The organism is Faunimonas pinastri (genome assembly GCF_900110915.1).
Classification (GTDB): domain Bacteria; phylum Pseudomonadota; class Alphaproteobacteria; order Rhizobiales; family Afifellaceae; genus Faunimonas; species Faunimonas pinastri.
The window spans coordinates 90,559-105,174 of record NZ_FOFG01000013.1 but is presented as its reverse complement, the minus strand read 5'-3'; the positions used below and the strand labels follow the sequence as shown (position 1 = coordinate 105,174).

Below are 14,616 nucleotides of genomic sequence, written 5' to 3'. Positions count from 1 at the left end.
GTCAGTTTTCCCTTCGGATCGAACTCTCGTGCCACTTCCGAAGAAGAAGGTGAGAAATCAGGCTCGTGCCGAGAAAAATGACGACGCCCGTCATCGACAAGAGGAAGAGCGCGGCGAAGAGGCGGGGGATGTTGAGGCGGAACTGCGCTTCCAGCAGGCGGAAGGCGAGGCCCGATCCGGCGCCCGCCGAACCCGCCGCGAACTCGGCCACGACCGCCGCGATCAACGCCAGCCCGCCGGCGATCCGCAGGCCCGCCAGGAAATAGGGTAGGGCATTCGGCATCTGGAGGTAACGCAGCGTCTGCCAGCGGCTCGCCCGATACATCTCGAAAAGATTCAGCAGGTTGTGGTCCGTGCTCTTCAGTCCCTGCGTCGTGTTGGAAAGCACGGGGAAGAAGGCGACGATCCAGGCGCAGAAGAGCAGGGCCACCTGCGTGCTCGGCGCATAGATCAGGATCAGCGGCGCGATGGCCACCACGGGCGTCACCTGCAGGATCACGGCATAGGGATAGAGCGCCAGCTCGATCCAGCGCGACTGCGCCATGAGGACGGCTAGTACCACGCCGCCGATCAGCGCCAGGATCAGCGCCGAGAGCGTGATCTTCAGCGTGACCAGCAAGGCGGAGCCAAGGATGCCCCAGTCGGTACCGAGCGCCTGCGCGATGCGGAGCGGGCTCGGCAGGATGTATTGCGGCACGTTGGCCATCGTCACGTAGACCTGCCAGACGCCCAGCAGGAGCAGCAGCATGACGACGGGGATGACGAAGCGCAGCCAGCGCTCGGGCCGGCGCGACGACGGCGTCGCGAGCACGTCCTCGTTGGCTGCCACCGTTTCGGGATCTTCCGGGGTGGACGCGGGGTCCTGGGCCTGGATCAGGGTCATAGGTGGTCGTTCGCCCCCATGGCGGAGTGCAGCGCCTGCGAGACCGTTCGGGAATAATCGTTGTAGAGCGGGGAGGTGCGGAATTCGTCGCTTCGCGGGAAAGGCGCATCGATGGCGATGTCGTCGATGACGCGACCGGGGCGCGCCGCCATGACGACGATGCGGCTCGACATGTAGACGGACTCGATCACCGAATGGGTGACGAAGACGACCGTCCAGCCGAAGTTTTCCCAAAGCCTCAGGAGATCGTTGTTCAGCTTGAAGCGGGTGATCTCGTCCAGCGCGGCGAAGGGCTCGTCCATCAGCAGGATCTTGGGGCGGGTCACCAGCGCGCGGGCGATGGAGACACGCATCTTCATGCCGCCGGACAACTCGCGCGGATAGGCGTTGCCGAATTTTTCCAGCCCGACCATGGCGAGTGCATCCATCACGCGCTCGCGGGCCGCCGATCTCGACATGCCGCGCAGGCGGAAGGGCAGCCAGACATTGTCGAAGACGGTCGCCCACGGCATCAGCGTCGGCTCCTGGAAGACGAAGCCGACTTCCGGCTCCGCCCGTCCAGCCGCGTCATAATTGGCCTTCGGCCAGTCGATGGCGCCCGACGTGGGTTCGCCCAGGCCGGCGATGATGCGCAGCGCCGTGGACTTGCCGCAGCCGGAGGGGCCGAGCAGGCTGACGAACTCGCCCTCCCGGATGTCCAGCGACATGTTCTTCAGCGCGACCGTGCCGTTGGAGAAGGTCTTTGAAACGGAGCGGAGCGCCACCAGCGACCTGGCCGTCTGGCCGCCGTGCGAATGGGCGTTGCCGGCCAAGGGGGAGGCCGCCGTGGGAAGGTGAGCTTCAGCCTGTCGTGTTGTCATCATCAACCGATCGTGCCTTGCGGGAATGCGGCGGCCCTTGCTGGGCCGCCGCCGGTCGCCTTACTTCTTGATGTCCATCCCGACGCCCTTGCAGACGAACCGGGTGGTGTAGATCTTGGAGACGTCCAGGTCGGCCTTCACGACGCCGGCCTTGACCATCTTGCCGTAGAAATCCTTGACGCGCGCGTCGGTCATGCAGCCGATGCCCTTGGTGAGCGCATCGCCCGACTCCAGCAGGCCGGAATCCTTCATCGCCTTGATGGAATAGGCGATCTGGCCATCCGTCATGTCGGGATTGTCTTTCTTGATCAGGTCGTTGGCAGCCTTGTTGTCACCGTAGAGGTAATTGTACCAGCCGACCGTCGTCGCATCGACGAAGCGCTGCACGATGTCGGGGTTCTTGGCGACGTAGTCGACCTTGGCCTCGATCATCTCGGAATAGGTCGAGAAGCCGGCATCGGCGAAGAGGAAGACTTTGGGCTTCCAGCCCGCCTGCTTCTCGATCTCGTAGGGCTCGGAGGTGACGTAGGCCTGCTGCGCGGAATCCTTGTTGGCCAGGAACGGCGCGGGACTGAACGTGTAGGGACGGTACTGCTCGTCCTTGAAGCCCTTGAAGTTCGCCTTGATCCACTGGAAGGCGTTCGCATAGACCTCCTTGCCCATGTAGATGACGGGCGCCTTGGACAGGTCGCCCAGCGAGGTGGCGCCGGCATCGGGATGGGCGAGAAAGCCCTGCGGGTCCTTCTGGAAAACCGCCGCCACTTCCATGACCGGCACGCCCTGCTCCACGGCGGAGAAGTCGCCGATCAGGTTGCCCTGCATGTAGAACTGGATCTTGTCGGCCATCAGCAGGGCCTGGTTGGCCGCCTGCGGCCCGCCCTGCACGATGGTGACGTCGAGGCCGTACTTCTTGTAGGTGCCGTCAGCGACGGCCTGGTAGAAGCCGCCATGTTCCGCCTCGGCCAGCCAGTTGGTGCCGAAGGAAACCTTGTCGAGCGCCAGCGCCTCGCCGGTCAGGGCGGAAGCCGCCAGGGCGAAACCTGCTGCGCCCAGCGCAAGGCTGCGCAGATACTTCAATGCCTTCATTCGCTTCCCCTTCGCCTGCAGGCGCCACAGCGCCGCGTTCGCCTCGCCCTTCATCTGCAACCCCCATGCCAGACAGCATCGGAGAGAGGCGGGGATCCGGCCAGCCTGCTGCTTTATTATGCGATACGATGGGGAACATGCTGCCTATAGAATCGCCCGCATGATCAAAGATTGAGCACGCCCGTCCCTTGTCACCGGACCGCCGCAGCCCCTAACGTCCCGGCGCTTCCTGGAGTCTCCATGCGCCCGATCACGCCCGCCGGCATCCGTCCGCCTTTCGCCCGCTACAGCCACGCCATGGAGGTGGAGGCGGGGAGCCGCATGGTCTTCTGCTCCGGCCAGCTCGGCATCGCGGCGGACGAGACGATCCCGGACGATGTGGAAGGGCAGGCGGAGCTCTGCTTCAAGGCGATCGGAATCATTCTCGCCGGGGCCGGGATGGGCTTCGCCGACATCGTGCGCATCAATGCCTATGTCACGGCGCGCGAGCACATGAAGGGCTACATGGAGGTCCGCGACCGCTTCACCGCCGACCCGCCGCCCGCTTCCACGCTGATGATCGTCTCCGGCTTCACCCGGCCGGAGTTTCTGGTCGAGATCGAAGTCGTCGCCGCATCTTTGCCCGCGCAAGGCTGATCGAGTTCGGCTAATCCAAGAACAACGTTTAAGAATCGGGAACTGGACGGCCATGCTTCGCAAGCGCTTCTGGCACGAGATGACGACGCTGGATTTCCGCAACAGCCGGACGGCCGAATGGATCGCCGTCCTGCCGGTCTGCGCCATCGAGCAGCACGGGCCGCATCTGCCAGTCTATACCGATACCTGCATCGGGGAGGGCCTGGTCAAGACCGTGCTGGAGCGGATCCCGGAGGATGTGCCGGCGACGTTCCTGCCCACGCAATCCGTCGGCAAGTCGAACGAGCACATCGCGTCGCCCGGTACGCTGACCCTCAGCTGGGAGACGCTGACCCGCGTCCTCCTGGAGATCGGCGAGAGCGTCGAGCGCGCGGGCGTGCGCAAGCTGGTGCTGATCAACTCCCATGGCGGCAACGTGCCGATCCTGGCAGTCGTCGCGCGCGAACTCCGCGTCAAGCTCGGCATGCTGGTGGTGAACACCGCCTGGAGCAGTTTCGGCCAGCCGCAGGGTCTCTTCCCGGAAGAGGAGTTCACCTACGGTATCCATGGCGGCGACGTGGAAACGTCGCTGATGCTGCATTTCCGGCCCGATCTCGTCCGCATGGAGAAGGCCGAGGACTTCCGCTCCGCGCAGCTGGAGTTCATCGAGGAATTCAAGCACCTGCGCGCTCACGGCAACGTGCCGTTCGGCTGGATGGCGCAGGATCTCAATCCGAACGGCGCGCTCGGCAATGCCGCGAACGGCACGGCGGAAAAGGGCAGGGCGACGGCGGAATACCAGGCCGACGCGTTTATCGATCTTTGCCGCGATGTCGCGGCCTTCGATCTGATGCGCCTCGCCCGGGCCTGATCGCCTTCCGGATTTAGAACGCAAAAAGCCCGGACCGATCAGTCCGGGCTTTTTGGCGGGAGCGATCCCGGAACGTCGGAGACGCAGATGCTGATTGCCCACCTCTCCGATCCGCACCTGCGTCCGCCCGGCCTGCTCTATCAGGGCCTCGTCGATTCCAACGCGATGTTCGAGACGGCGATCGATTGCCTGAACGCCCTCGATCCCGCCCCGGATCTCGTGCTGATTTCGGGCGATCTCGTGGATGAGGGGACAGCGGCGGAGTATGCGACCGCGCGCGAGGCCTTCGCGCGCATCCGGCAGCCCCTTCTCGCGATCCCCGGCAATCATGATGAACCCGGCGGTTTTCGCGCCTGCATGGCGGATCGCATGGACCTGCCGTCGGCTGGCCCGATGCATTTCGCGGCCGGGGGGCACGGGGCCGTGCGGATCGTGGGGCTGGATGTGACGGTTCCCGGCGAGCACCATGGCGCCGTCGATGACGCAACCTGCCGATGGCTCGCGGACGCCCTGCAGGACGAGCCGGATCGTCCGACGATCCTGATGATGCACCAGCCGCCTTTCGAGAGCGGCATCTCCTTCATTGACCGGTACAATTGCCGTGGAGGCGACAGGCTGGCCGCGCTGCTCGCGCGTTACTCCAACGTCGAGCGGGTGGTTTGCGGGCACATCCACCGCTTCATCCAGCTCCGGTTCGGGGGAACGATGCTGGTCACGGCGCCGAGCACGACGACCGCCATCGCGTTGCGCCTCGCGGAGGATGCCGAACCGGCGTCCTTCGTCGAGCCGCCTGCCTTGCTGCTGCACCATTGGAAGCCGGGCCGGGGCCTCGTCACCCATTTCGTGCCGATCGGCGACTTTCCGGGCCCCTTGCCGTTCTTTTGAGGCGACCGGCCTCGTGCAAGCTCGATCCCGGGCCCGGCTCCGTCATTCCGCCGGCTGCGGCACTCCGGCGGCCGTTTCTTCCGGGCGGCGGGAGCGCAGTCCCACCAGCCGCTTCACGAAGCCTGAGATCGCCTCCATGTAGAGGTAGATCACCGGCGTGATGAACAGCGTCAGGAGCTGCGAGACGATCAGGCCGCCCACCACGGCGATGCCGAGCGGCTGGCGGAGCTCCGAGCTGGCGCCGTGGCCGAGGGCGATCGGCAGCGTGCCCATGAGGGCCGCCAGCGTCGTCATCATGATCGGCCGGAAGCGGATCAGGCAGGCGTCGCGGATCGCGGTGAAGGGCTCCTCGCCCGCCCGCTGCCGCTGCAGCGCGAAGTCGATCATCATGATCGCGTTCTTCTTCACGATGCCGATCAGCATCAGGATGCCGATGATCGCGATCACGCTGAGATCCATCCCGAAGAGCCGCAGCGCGATCAGCGCGCCAGCCGCGGCCGCGGGCAGGCCCGTCAGGATGGTCAGCGGGTGGATGAAGCTCTCGTAGAGAATGCCGAGGATGATGTAGATCGTCAGCACCGCCGCCAGAAGCAAAACGCCCTGGTTGTTCAGCGATTGCTGGAAGATCTGCGCGTTGCCGGAGAAGGTCGTGCTGATCGTGCTCGGAACGTTCATCTCCCCCTTGATCTGGTCGATGCGGCTCACCGCCTCGCCGAGCGAGACGCCGGCGGGCAGGTTGAACGAGATCGTCACCGCGGGAAGCTGGCCGAGCTGGTTCACCGAGAGCAGGCCGGCCGTCTGCTTCACGGTCGCGAAGGCGGATAGCGGCACGAGCTTGCCGGTCGCCGTGGAACGGACATGCACCTCGTCCAGCCTGTTCACGTTCCACGGAATGTCCGGGTCGAACTCGACGATCACTTCGTAATTGTCGCCGGTCTCGTAGATGGTCGAGGCCTGCTGCACGCCGAAGGCGCTGTAGAGGGTCGTGCGGAGCTGATCGGCGCTGATGCCGAGCGCGTTCGCCTTGTCCTGGTCCACGTCGATGGAGGCCTGCAGGGCGCTGTTCTGCAGGTCGGTCGCCACGTCGGTGAAGGCGCGGTCGTTTTCCATCCGCTCCGTCAGCCGGTTCGACCATTCGTAGAGCTCCGCCGAGGTCAGGCCCTGGACGACGAACTGGTACTGGCTGGAGGACTGCCGCCCGCCGAGCCGCAGGCTCTGCGAGGGAACGGCGAAGCTGCGGATACCGGCCACGGCATTGAGATGCTGGCGCAGGTCCGACATCAGGTCGTCCAGCGGCGCGCGCTCGTCCTTGGGCTTCAGCTGCACGAAGAAGCGGCCGGAGTTGAGGCTGCCGGAGGAACCGGTGGCGCCCACCATGGAGGCGAAGTGCGCGACATACGGGCGGCCCTTCAGCACATCCGCCACCTGGTTCTGCAGCTTCTCCATCTGGTCGAAGGAAATGTCCTCGCGCGCCTGCGTGGAGATCATCAGCTGCCCGATATCCTCCTGCGGGAAGAAGCCTTTCGGGATGGTCACGAAAAGATAGCCCGTGAGGACGACGGTGCCGAAGAAGATCAGCAGCACGACGGGGCGGAAGCGGAGCGCCAGGTCCAGCAGCCACGCATAGGTGCGGTCCACGGCGATGAAGCCGCGCTCCAGAATGCCGGGGCGGCGGTTCGGGTCGTGCGTGGCGACGCTGGCGGGGAGGCGCGCCGCCAGCATGGGCGTCAGCGTCAGCGAGATCAGCGCGGAAAGCACGATGGAGATGCTGACCACCATCGCGAATTCGTTGAAGATCCGGCCGACGACTCCGCCCATCAGCAGCACCGGCAGGAACACCGCGATCAGCGACACCGTGATGGAGATGATGGTGAAGCCGATCTCGCGGCTACCCTCCAGAGCGGCCCGGAATGGCGGCATGCCCTCTTCGATATGCCGGAAGATGTTCTCCAGCATCACGATGGCGTCGTCGACGACAAGGCCGACGGACAGGGTGAGGCCCAGCAGCGAGATGTTGTCGATGCTGTAGCCGAACAGGTACATCACCGCGCAGGTGCCGACGATGGAAAGCGGCACGGCCACCGCCGGGATCGCCGTCGCGGTAAGCTTGCGCAGAAACATCAGGATGACCAGCACGACGAGGCCGATCGTCAGGAGCAGGGTCTCGCCGACGTCGCGCACCGCCTGCTTGATCGAGGTGGACTGGTCGTTCAGCACGCTGATCGTGGTGCCCGGTCCCGCCTCATCGGTGAAGCGGGGCAGCATGTTCTTGACCGCGTCCACCACGTCCACCGTATTGGCGCCCGGCTGGCGCTGCACGGCCAGCAGGATATCGGGCCGGCCGTCATAGGTGCTGGAGCGCTGCAGGTTCTCGGTGGAATCGATAACCCGCGCGACGTCGCCGAGGCGCACGACGCGGCCGCCCTTGGAGGAGATCACCAGCTTGGAGAACTCCGCCGCGTCCGTCATCTGCGTGTTGGCCTCGATCGTCAGGCTCTGCGTGGTGCTGTTGATCGTGCCGACGGCGGTGTTGGAATTGGCGCTGGCCACCGCCGACTGCACCTGGTCGATGCCGATGCCGCGCGCCGTCAGCGCGTTCGGGTCGAGCTCGATGCGAACGGCGAACTTCTGGCTGCCGTAGATCTGCACCTGTCCGACGCCGGCGACCGTCGAGAGGGCCGGGGAAATCACCTGCTGGGCAAAGGCGTCGAGCTTCGGCAGCGGCGTCGTCGTGCTTTGCAGGGCAAGCAGCAGCACGGGCGCGTCGGCCGGGTTCACCTTGCGGTAGCTCGGCGGGGTCGTCATCTCCGTCGGCAACTGGCGCTGCGTGCGCGTGATCGCCGCCTGCACGTCGGCTGCCGCTTGATCGATGTCGCGGTTCAGGTTGAACTGGATGGTGATCTGCGTCGCGCCCTGCGTGCTGGACGAGCTGATCTGGTCGATCGACGGAATCTGCGAGAACTGCTTGATCAGCGGCGTGGCGACCGATGTCGCCATCGTGTCCGGCGAGGCGCCGGACAGGTTGGCCGAGACGGTAACGGTCGGGAAGCTCACCTCCGGCAAAGCCGCGACAGGGAGCGAGCGGTAGCCGAAATAGCCGGCCGCGGCGATCGCGACGGCCAGGAGCAGCGTCGCGACGGGACGGCGGATAAACGGTTCGGACAGGCTCATCGGGCGCCTCCGTCATTGCCGGCCGAGCCGACGACCTGCGGTTTCGACTGGCCGGATGACTGGCCGGATGACTGGCCAGAGGATTGGCCAGAGGATTGGCCAGGGGATTGGGCCGGGGATTGGCCCGGGGCCGCGCCCGACGCGCTCTGCACGGTTTCGCGCACATGGGCGCCCTCGGTCAGGCGAAGCTGCCCCTCCACAACCACATGGTCGCCGGCCGAAAGCCCGGACGCTATGGCCGCCTGGCCGCCCTGCATGGTGGCTACCGTCACCTTGGCGCGCTCCACGGTGCCGTCTTCCTTGACGCGAAAGACGAAGCTGCCGTCGGGGCTTTCCTGCACGGCCTGCTGCGGCACGACCGGCATGGCCGGCTGCTGGCCGATGGTGACGTTCACGTCGACATACTGGCCGGGCCAGAGCTCGTCGTGCTCGTTGGCGATGTCCGCCTTGGCGGTGATCGTGCCGGTGTCGCGGTCTACGCTGCTGTCGACGAAGTCCAGCGTTCCCGTGGTGCGGGGATCCTTTTCGCCGTGCACGGTGATGGACACGTTGTTCCCGATCGGGTGGGGGATGAGGTTCCGCAACGCTTCGAGGTCGCGCTCCGGCAGGGCGAAGGCGACGCGCAGCGGCTTCATCTGGGTGATCGTCATCAGCGACGTGCCGGAGGTCACGTAATTGCCGAGGCTGGTATTCACCACGCCGATGCGGCCGGAGATCGCCGCTTCGATCGTGGTGTAGCCGAGCTGGATCCGGTCGGCCTGCAGCGTCGCCTTGTCCGCTTCCACCGTCGCTGCGGTGGCCTTGGCCGTCGCCGATGCCTGGTCCGCCGCCTGCTGCGAGCCGGCATTGCGGGCAAGCAGCGTCTGCGCGCGCTGGAGATCCGCCTGGTTCTGCGCCAGCGTCGCCTGGTCCTTGGCGATGGCCGCCTGATCCTTGGCGACGGTCGCCTGCAGGGTGCGGTCGTCCAGCTTCAGCAGCGGATCGCCGACCTTCACCATCTGGCCGTCCTTGGCGGAAACCTCCGTCACCGTGCCGGTGATCTGCGGCTTGACGTCGACGCTGGCGATCGCCTCGATCCAGCCGACGGAATGCCGGGAAAGCGGCAGCTGCCTCGTTTCGGCGATGGCGGTCACCACGGCGGTGGCATGATCGCCGCGCCCGCCATTGCCGCCGGACTTGTCGGCCCCCTTGTGGGCTCCGTTCTCGGCCCCCTTGTCGGAATTGCCCGGGCTCCTGCCCCCATCCGCGCTCTGCTGGGCGCTGGCCGGCGTCGTCATCCCGCCATCGCGGTAAAGGGCATAGGCACCGCCGCCCGCGATAGCGAGGCAGCAGCCGGCCGCCAGAAGGAGTTTCACTCGCATTCGAGCTGTCCATGGTTGTGGGGCTGGGAGCCCGAAGTCTGGCTGAGGCCGTTCAGGAGGAGGTCGGCGACCGTCTCGGTCACATCGTCCTCCGGTGCATTGTTGACCGACATGCGGACGCTGCCGAGAATGGCCATGGCGACGATCGCCGAATTGACGGGCCGAAATTCGCCGGTGGCGATGCCGTCCTCGATCATTTCGGCAATCTCGCCCCGGAGCGCGCGCAGGCGCTTGGTAAGCAGGCGCGGCCCACGGTTCTGGACCCCGCCGGAAGCTGCCTCGACGGCCGAAACCGCCGCCTTGAAGCCGCCGACCGCGGGGATCATGGCGCGGATGGCGCAGGCCAGCGCGTTGGAAGCGGTCCGGCCGTCGCTGCGGATCGTGCGGATCTGCTCGGCAAGACGTTCGAGATCCTGCTCCAGAGCGGCGAAGAAAAGTTCTTCCTTGGTGTGGAAGTAGCGATAGACCGTCGGCTTCGCCATGCGTGCGGCACGCGCGATCTCGTCCACCTGCACGTCGGCATAGGGGGCGGCGGCAAACAGGCTGGCCGCCGCTTCGACCAGCCGCTTGCGCCGCGCGACCTGAGCGATTCCTTCCATCCCGATCCCCGGTAAACGCCCCGCATCGGGGCAATTGAACCCATGAGTTCAATTTCGGGCCGAAATGCGAACGCTGCCAGCCGTCGTTGATCACTTGCACGTGACATGTTCATGGCGCGACACTGCGCGCGAGGCGCTGGAATCGCCGAGAGGAAAACACGATGAGGTTCAATGCGGGCTGTGAACTCAGCTACCGGGTCGGCAGCCCGACGCTCTTTATCTTCAGCCTGGAGATCGCGCGCACTCAGGCGCATCGCGACATTTCCGACGGGCTGAGCATCACGCCCGAGATCCCCCTCAACGCCTTCACCGTGCCGGGCCTGGAGAACCGCTATTTCAGCTTCGTCGCGCCGGCCGGCCGGCTCGTCGTCCGCTACGAAGCCGGGGTGGATCTCCACGTCTTTCGCAGGCATCCGGCGGATATCGCCGAGACTGCGGTCGCCGACGTGCCGCTCGACCTGCTCCCCTTCCTGCTGCCCAGCCGCTATTGCCCGTCCGATCTGCTCGGCGCCTTCGCGGCGCGTGAGTTCGGCCACCTCTTTGCCGGGCACCAGCGCGTCACCGCGATCTGCAACTGGATCTACGACAACGTCGCCTATCAGCCCGGAACCAGCGGCAGCTCCACATCCGCGACGGACACGCTGATCGGCCGGGCCGGCGTCTGCCGCGACTTCGCGCATCTCGGCATCGCCTTCTGCCGCGCGCTCAATATCCCGGCCCGGTTCGTCAGCTGCTACGCGCACGGTCTGCAGCCGAGCGACTTCCACGCGGTGTTCGAGGCTTATCTCGATGGCCGCTGGTGGCTTTTCGACGCGACGCGGCAGGCGCATCTCGACGGGCTCGTCCGCATCGGGGCAGGGCGGGACGCGGCGGAGGTGTCGTTCGCCACGATCTACGGCGCGGCGGAGATGGACGGAATGAATGTCTGGATCAAGCCGGTCGGTGCTCTCGATGTGCCGCTCATCCGCACGACCGAGGCGATCAGTACGTCCGCGATTTAGTCGGATGGAAACCTTTGTTAAAACGTGTGCAGCAGCCTATGAACCATGACCAAATCGGAGGCACGCGCATGACTGTTCTGGTAACCGGGGGAGCTGGCTATATCGGCAGCCATGCCGTGCTGGCGCTGATCGAGGCGGGACGGCAGGTCGTGGTTCTCGACGATCTCAGCACCGGCTCGCGCGATCTGGTGCCGCGCGGCGCGACCCTGGTGGAAGGCGACGTGGGCGACGAGGCGCTGGTCGGGAAACTGATCCGCGAGCAGGGCATCGACGCGATACTCCATTTCGCGGGCTCCATCGTCGTGCCGGACTCCGTCGCCGATCCCCTCTTTTACTACCTGAACAACACCGTGAAGTCCCGCTCGCTGATCGCGGCGGCGGTGGCCGGCGGCGTGAAGCACTTCATCTTCTCCTCCACGGCGGCCGTCTACGGCGAACCGGAAGCCAGCCCGGTGGACGAGACGACCCGGCCGGGACCGATCTCGCCCTACGGCTCCTCCAAGCTGATGACGGAGATGATGCTGAGCGACACGGCGTTCGCGCACGATTTCCGCTTCGTGGCGTTGCGCTACTTCAACGTCGCGGGCGCCGATCCGCTTGGCCGCACCGGCCAGACCTCGCCGCGCGCCACGCATCTGATCAAGGTCGCGCTGCAGGCGGTGCGGGGCGAGCGGACGCATCTGGAGATCTACGGCACCGACTATCCCACGCCGGACGGCACCTGCCTGCGCGACTACATCCATGTCAGCGACCTTGCCGATGCGCATGTGCTGGCGCTGGCGCATCTGGAGCGCGGCGGCGAAAGCCAGGTGCTCAACTGCGGCTACGGCCAGGGCTATTCCGTGCTGGACGTGGTGGCGGCGGTGAAGCGCGTCGCGGGCGTCGATTTCCGGGTCGATCACGCGCCTCGCCGCGCGGGCGATCCCGCCAACCTCATCACGCGTTCGGAGAAGATCCGCGCCGTCCTCGGTTGGGAACCGCGCCATGCCGATCTCGACGTCATCGTCGGCCATGCTCTGGCCTGGGAAGACAGCTTCAACGCGCGGGAAAAGACGCGGGCCGTCGGGTAACCGCCCGCCGATCGCACCCCGCCCGGTCAGAGCGGGCGGATCGCCAGCGCGAGGTCGGTGGAGAGGCGCAGGCCTTCGAGCCGGAGCATTCCGTCTGCCGCTTCCGCCTCGAAGATTTCGGTTTCCCCGCCAGCTTTCGTGTCCCACGCCGTGACGCGGTAGCGACCGGCGTCGAGACCCGGGACCGTCACCGTGAGTTCATGGGGCGGCGCGTCGGGGGCCAGCGTTCCGTCGCGTCGGATCGTGTCGCGCCGGACGAGCCAGAGCACGGCCTGTTCCCGGTCGCCGCAGCCAAAGGCCAGAACCGCATCGGCGCTTGTACCGATCTCCGCGTTGAGGTTGACGCGGCGAAAGCGCGACCAGTCGATCAGCGGCAGGAAAGCGGCCATCGCGCCCTGCGCCCGTCGCATGCCGGCGGTCAGGATATGCGGATGGCGGTTCGGCCACCGCATGCCGCCGCCGGCCCCGCCGGACGCCAGGTGCGCCCATTGCAGGTGCCTGAAATATTCGTCGTCGAACGGCTCCGGCAGTGTCCGCTTGTGATCCTTGAACGTGTGGATCGGCCCGTGCTCGCTGTCGAAAAAGGGCCGGGCGTCGCGGATCTCGGCGAGCGATGAGCGGACGATGCGCCCCATCGCCTCGGCCGGCGCGACCGTGTCGGCGGGGTGATCGATCGTGCCTTTCTCGTAGATGTGGATGGTCGCGAAATCGAGGTCTGGATGGCGGAAGATCGGCTCTTCCATCTCCATGTGGGCGCGCCAGATCAGCTCCGGGCCGAATAGCGACACCGTCTGGGGATGCGACCGGCCGTAGAGGCGCAGCTCCAGCGTGCGCACATGGTGGGAGAGGTCGGTAATGAAGTCGGGGAAGGGTTCGGCGCTATCGCCGCCGTGGGCCGGGTGGATCTCGTTCCAGAGATCCCAGGCGAAAAGCGCGCCGCTGCCGCCCCAGCGCTCGACAGCGAAGGTGAGGCGTCCCTTGATCGCCTCCCGCGTCTGCGGACAGGTGAGGGCGGCGGATGGATGCCCGAGCGGGCCGCCATTGGCTCGATTATAGGGATGCCAGCGCCAATGCAGCCACATCCAGAAGGTGTCGAAGGGCGTCAGCAGGATACGGAGGCCGTGCTTCTCGCAGAGCGCGAAAAGGTCGTCCCAAAGCCGCACCATGGCGGGCACGAAGGTGCCGACCGGCCGCTCGATATAGCGGTGGCGCACCTGCGCGTATTCCATCATCAGACGCAGGCAGGTGACGCCCTGCCGGCGCAGGTTCTCCAGATGCCGCTCGACGGAATCGAGATCGCGGCGGCGGAAGAGCCCGGCGAATTCCGTCCAGCTGATCGCGTCGTTCTGGCCGATCGGTGCCCAGGGCCTGCCGTCCTCGGTGAGGAAATAGGGAGCCCCGTCCGCAACCCTGATCCAGGGCATCGGGAGGGGCGGTGGTGAGACCGTGACGAAGCTTGGAGAGGCGGCCTCGGGATCGCGTTTCATCAGGGTGTCCGAAATTCTTCCGCCCAGTTTGGAGAGGAAGAACTACTCAGGATAGGGAAAGGGTTCCGTGGCCGGACAAAATTCTGGATGGGCGCGGTGACCCCCCTCGTGCGGCGGGACACGCAAAAGAAAACGGCGGCCGAAGCCGCCGTTTGGAATAAGCTGCGGAAGACGTTCGATCAGGCCGCTTCGGCTTCCTGGTTGACGCTGCTCTCCGCCAGCTGCGTCAGGAGCTCGTCGGTCTTCTTCTCTTCCGCCAGCGTCTCCTCGAGAAGCTTTACGGCGTCCTTGTAGCCGAGCTGACCGGCCCAGGTCTTCAGCGTGCCATAGCGGGCGATCTCGTAGTGCTCGACGGCCTGCGCGGTCGCGACGAGGCCGGCGTCGAGAGCGGGGGCGCCCTTGAACTCGTCCATCACTTCCTTGGCTTCTTCCATCAGGCCCTGCATCGCTTCGCACGGCTTGGCGCGGGAGGGCTTGCCGATGATCTCGAACACCTTTTCGAGGCGCTCGATATGGCCTTCGGTCTCGTCGCGATGCTTTTCGAAGGCTTCCTTGACTTCGGCAGTCTTGGTCGACTTGGACATTTTGCTTAGACCGCGAAGGATCTGCTTCTCGGCGTGGTAGACGTCCTTGAGCATATCAAGGAAAAGGTCGTTCAGATCTTTCTCGTGAGCCATGATTGTCTCCCCTGTGGCGATTGTGCCGACTCAACAGGGAGGCTTCCCTA

Annotated in this window: 13 protein-coding genes; 5 read left to right on the top strand and 8 right to left on the bottom strand. The window is 65.8% G+C overall.

What is annotated here, in order from left to right; genetic code table 11:
• Position 1: 1 nt before the first annotated feature.
• The 3 genes from BMY25_RS15965 to BMY25_RS15955 are packed head-to-tail and all read right to left on the bottom strand — an operon-like array spanning position 2 to position 2,829.
• A complete protein-coding gene (locus BMY25_RS15965; RefSeq protein ID WP_092498349.1) occupies positions 2-883 on the bottom strand; it encodes an ABC transporter permease in 882 nt (293 codons plus the stop codon).
• On the bottom strand, positions 880-1,746 hold the full coding sequence (locus tag BMY25_RS15960) for an ABC transporter ATP-binding protein (protein WP_238858383.1): 867 nt from the start codon (positions 1,744-1,746) through the stop codon (positions 880-882). Before BMY25_RS15960 ends, BMY25_RS15965 begins: the two co-directional genes overlap by 4 nt.
• Before the next feature lie 57 nt (positions 1,747-1,803).
• Positions 1,804-2,829, bottom strand: a complete 1,026-nt coding sequence (locus tag BMY25_RS15955) for an ABC transporter substrate-binding protein (protein ID WP_092498411.1) — start codon at positions 2,827-2,829, stop codon at positions 1,804-1,806.
• A gap of 240 nt (positions 2,830-3,069) precedes the next feature.
• Here BMY25_RS15955 and BMY25_RS15950 point away from each other — a divergent pair, with 240 nt between their 5' ends.
• The 3 genes from BMY25_RS15950 (at position 3,070) to BMY25_RS15940 (ending at position 5,200) form a co-directional block, all read left to right on the top strand.
• Positions 3,070-3,465 carry a RidA family protein gene (locus BMY25_RS15950; protein WP_092498347.1) on the top strand — a complete coding sequence of 132 codons (396 nt, stop codon included), beginning with the start codon at positions 3,070-3,072 and terminating at the stop codon, positions 3,463-3,465.
• A gap of 52 nt (positions 3,466-3,517) precedes the next feature.
• Complete coding sequence (locus tag BMY25_RS15945; RefSeq protein WP_092498345.1) at positions 3,518-4,315, top strand: creatininase family protein; 798 nt, start codon at positions 3,518-3,520, stop codon at positions 4,313-4,315.
• A gap of 87 nt (positions 4,316-4,402) precedes the next feature.
• Positions 4,403-5,200, top strand: a complete 798-nt coding sequence (locus BMY25_RS15940; protein WP_092498343.1) for a phosphodiesterase — start codon at positions 4,403-4,405, stop codon at positions 5,198-5,200.
• Positions 5,201-5,242: 42 nt separating this feature from the next.
• Here BMY25_RS15940 and BMY25_RS15935 read toward each other — a convergent pair whose 3' ends face one another.
• The 3 genes from BMY25_RS15935 to BMY25_RS15925 are packed head-to-tail and all read right to left on the bottom strand — an operon-like array spanning position 5,243 to position 10,331.
• Entirely contained in the window at positions 5,243-8,371 is a 3,129-nt protein-coding gene (locus BMY25_RS15935; protein ID WP_092498341.1) for an efflux RND transporter permease subunit, read from the bottom strand.
• Positions 8,368-9,732, bottom strand: coding sequence for an efflux RND transporter periplasmic adaptor subunit (locus BMY25_RS15930; protein ID WP_092498339.1), 1,365 nt, complete (start codon positions 9,730-9,732; stop codon positions 8,368-8,370). The genes BMY25_RS15935 and BMY25_RS15930 overlap by 4 nt, the downstream gene beginning before the upstream one ends.
• On the bottom strand, positions 9,723-10,331 hold the full coding sequence (locus BMY25_RS15925; RefSeq protein ID WP_092498337.1) for a TetR/AcrR family transcriptional regulator: 609 nt from the start codon (positions 10,329-10,331) through the stop codon (positions 9,723-9,725). The genes BMY25_RS15930 and BMY25_RS15925 overlap by 10 nt, the downstream gene beginning before the upstream one ends.
• A 161-nt stretch (positions 10,332-10,492) precedes the next feature.
• Here BMY25_RS15925 and BMY25_RS15920 point away from each other — a divergent pair, with 161 nt between their 5' ends.
• Both BMY25_RS15920 and galE read left to right on the top strand, forming a co-directional pair.
• Positions 10,493-11,332, top strand: a complete 840-nt coding sequence (locus BMY25_RS15920) for a transglutaminase-like domain-containing protein (RefSeq protein WP_092498335.1) — start codon at positions 10,493-10,495, stop codon at positions 11,330-11,332.
• 68 nt (positions 11,333-11,400) lie between these two features.
• A complete protein-coding gene (galE, locus tag BMY25_RS15915; protein ID WP_092498409.1) occupies positions 11,401-12,402 on the top strand; it encodes a UDP-glucose 4-epimerase GalE in 1,002 nt (333 codons plus the stop codon).
• A gap of 26 nt (positions 12,403-12,428) precedes the next feature.
• Here galE and BMY25_RS15910 read toward each other — a convergent pair whose 3' ends face one another.
• Both BMY25_RS15910 and BMY25_RS15905 read right to left on the bottom strand, forming a co-directional pair.
• Positions 12,429-13,889, bottom strand: coding sequence for a glycoside hydrolase 5 family protein (locus tag BMY25_RS15910; RefSeq protein WP_238858382.1), 1,461 nt, complete (start codon positions 13,887-13,889; stop codon positions 12,429-12,431).
• Between the two features lie 179 nt (positions 13,890-14,068).
• Entirely contained in the window at positions 14,069-14,566 is a 498-nt protein-coding gene (locus BMY25_RS15905; RefSeq protein ID WP_092498331.1) for a YciE/YciF ferroxidase family protein, read from the bottom strand.
• Positions 14,567-14,616: the final 50 nt, after the last annotated feature.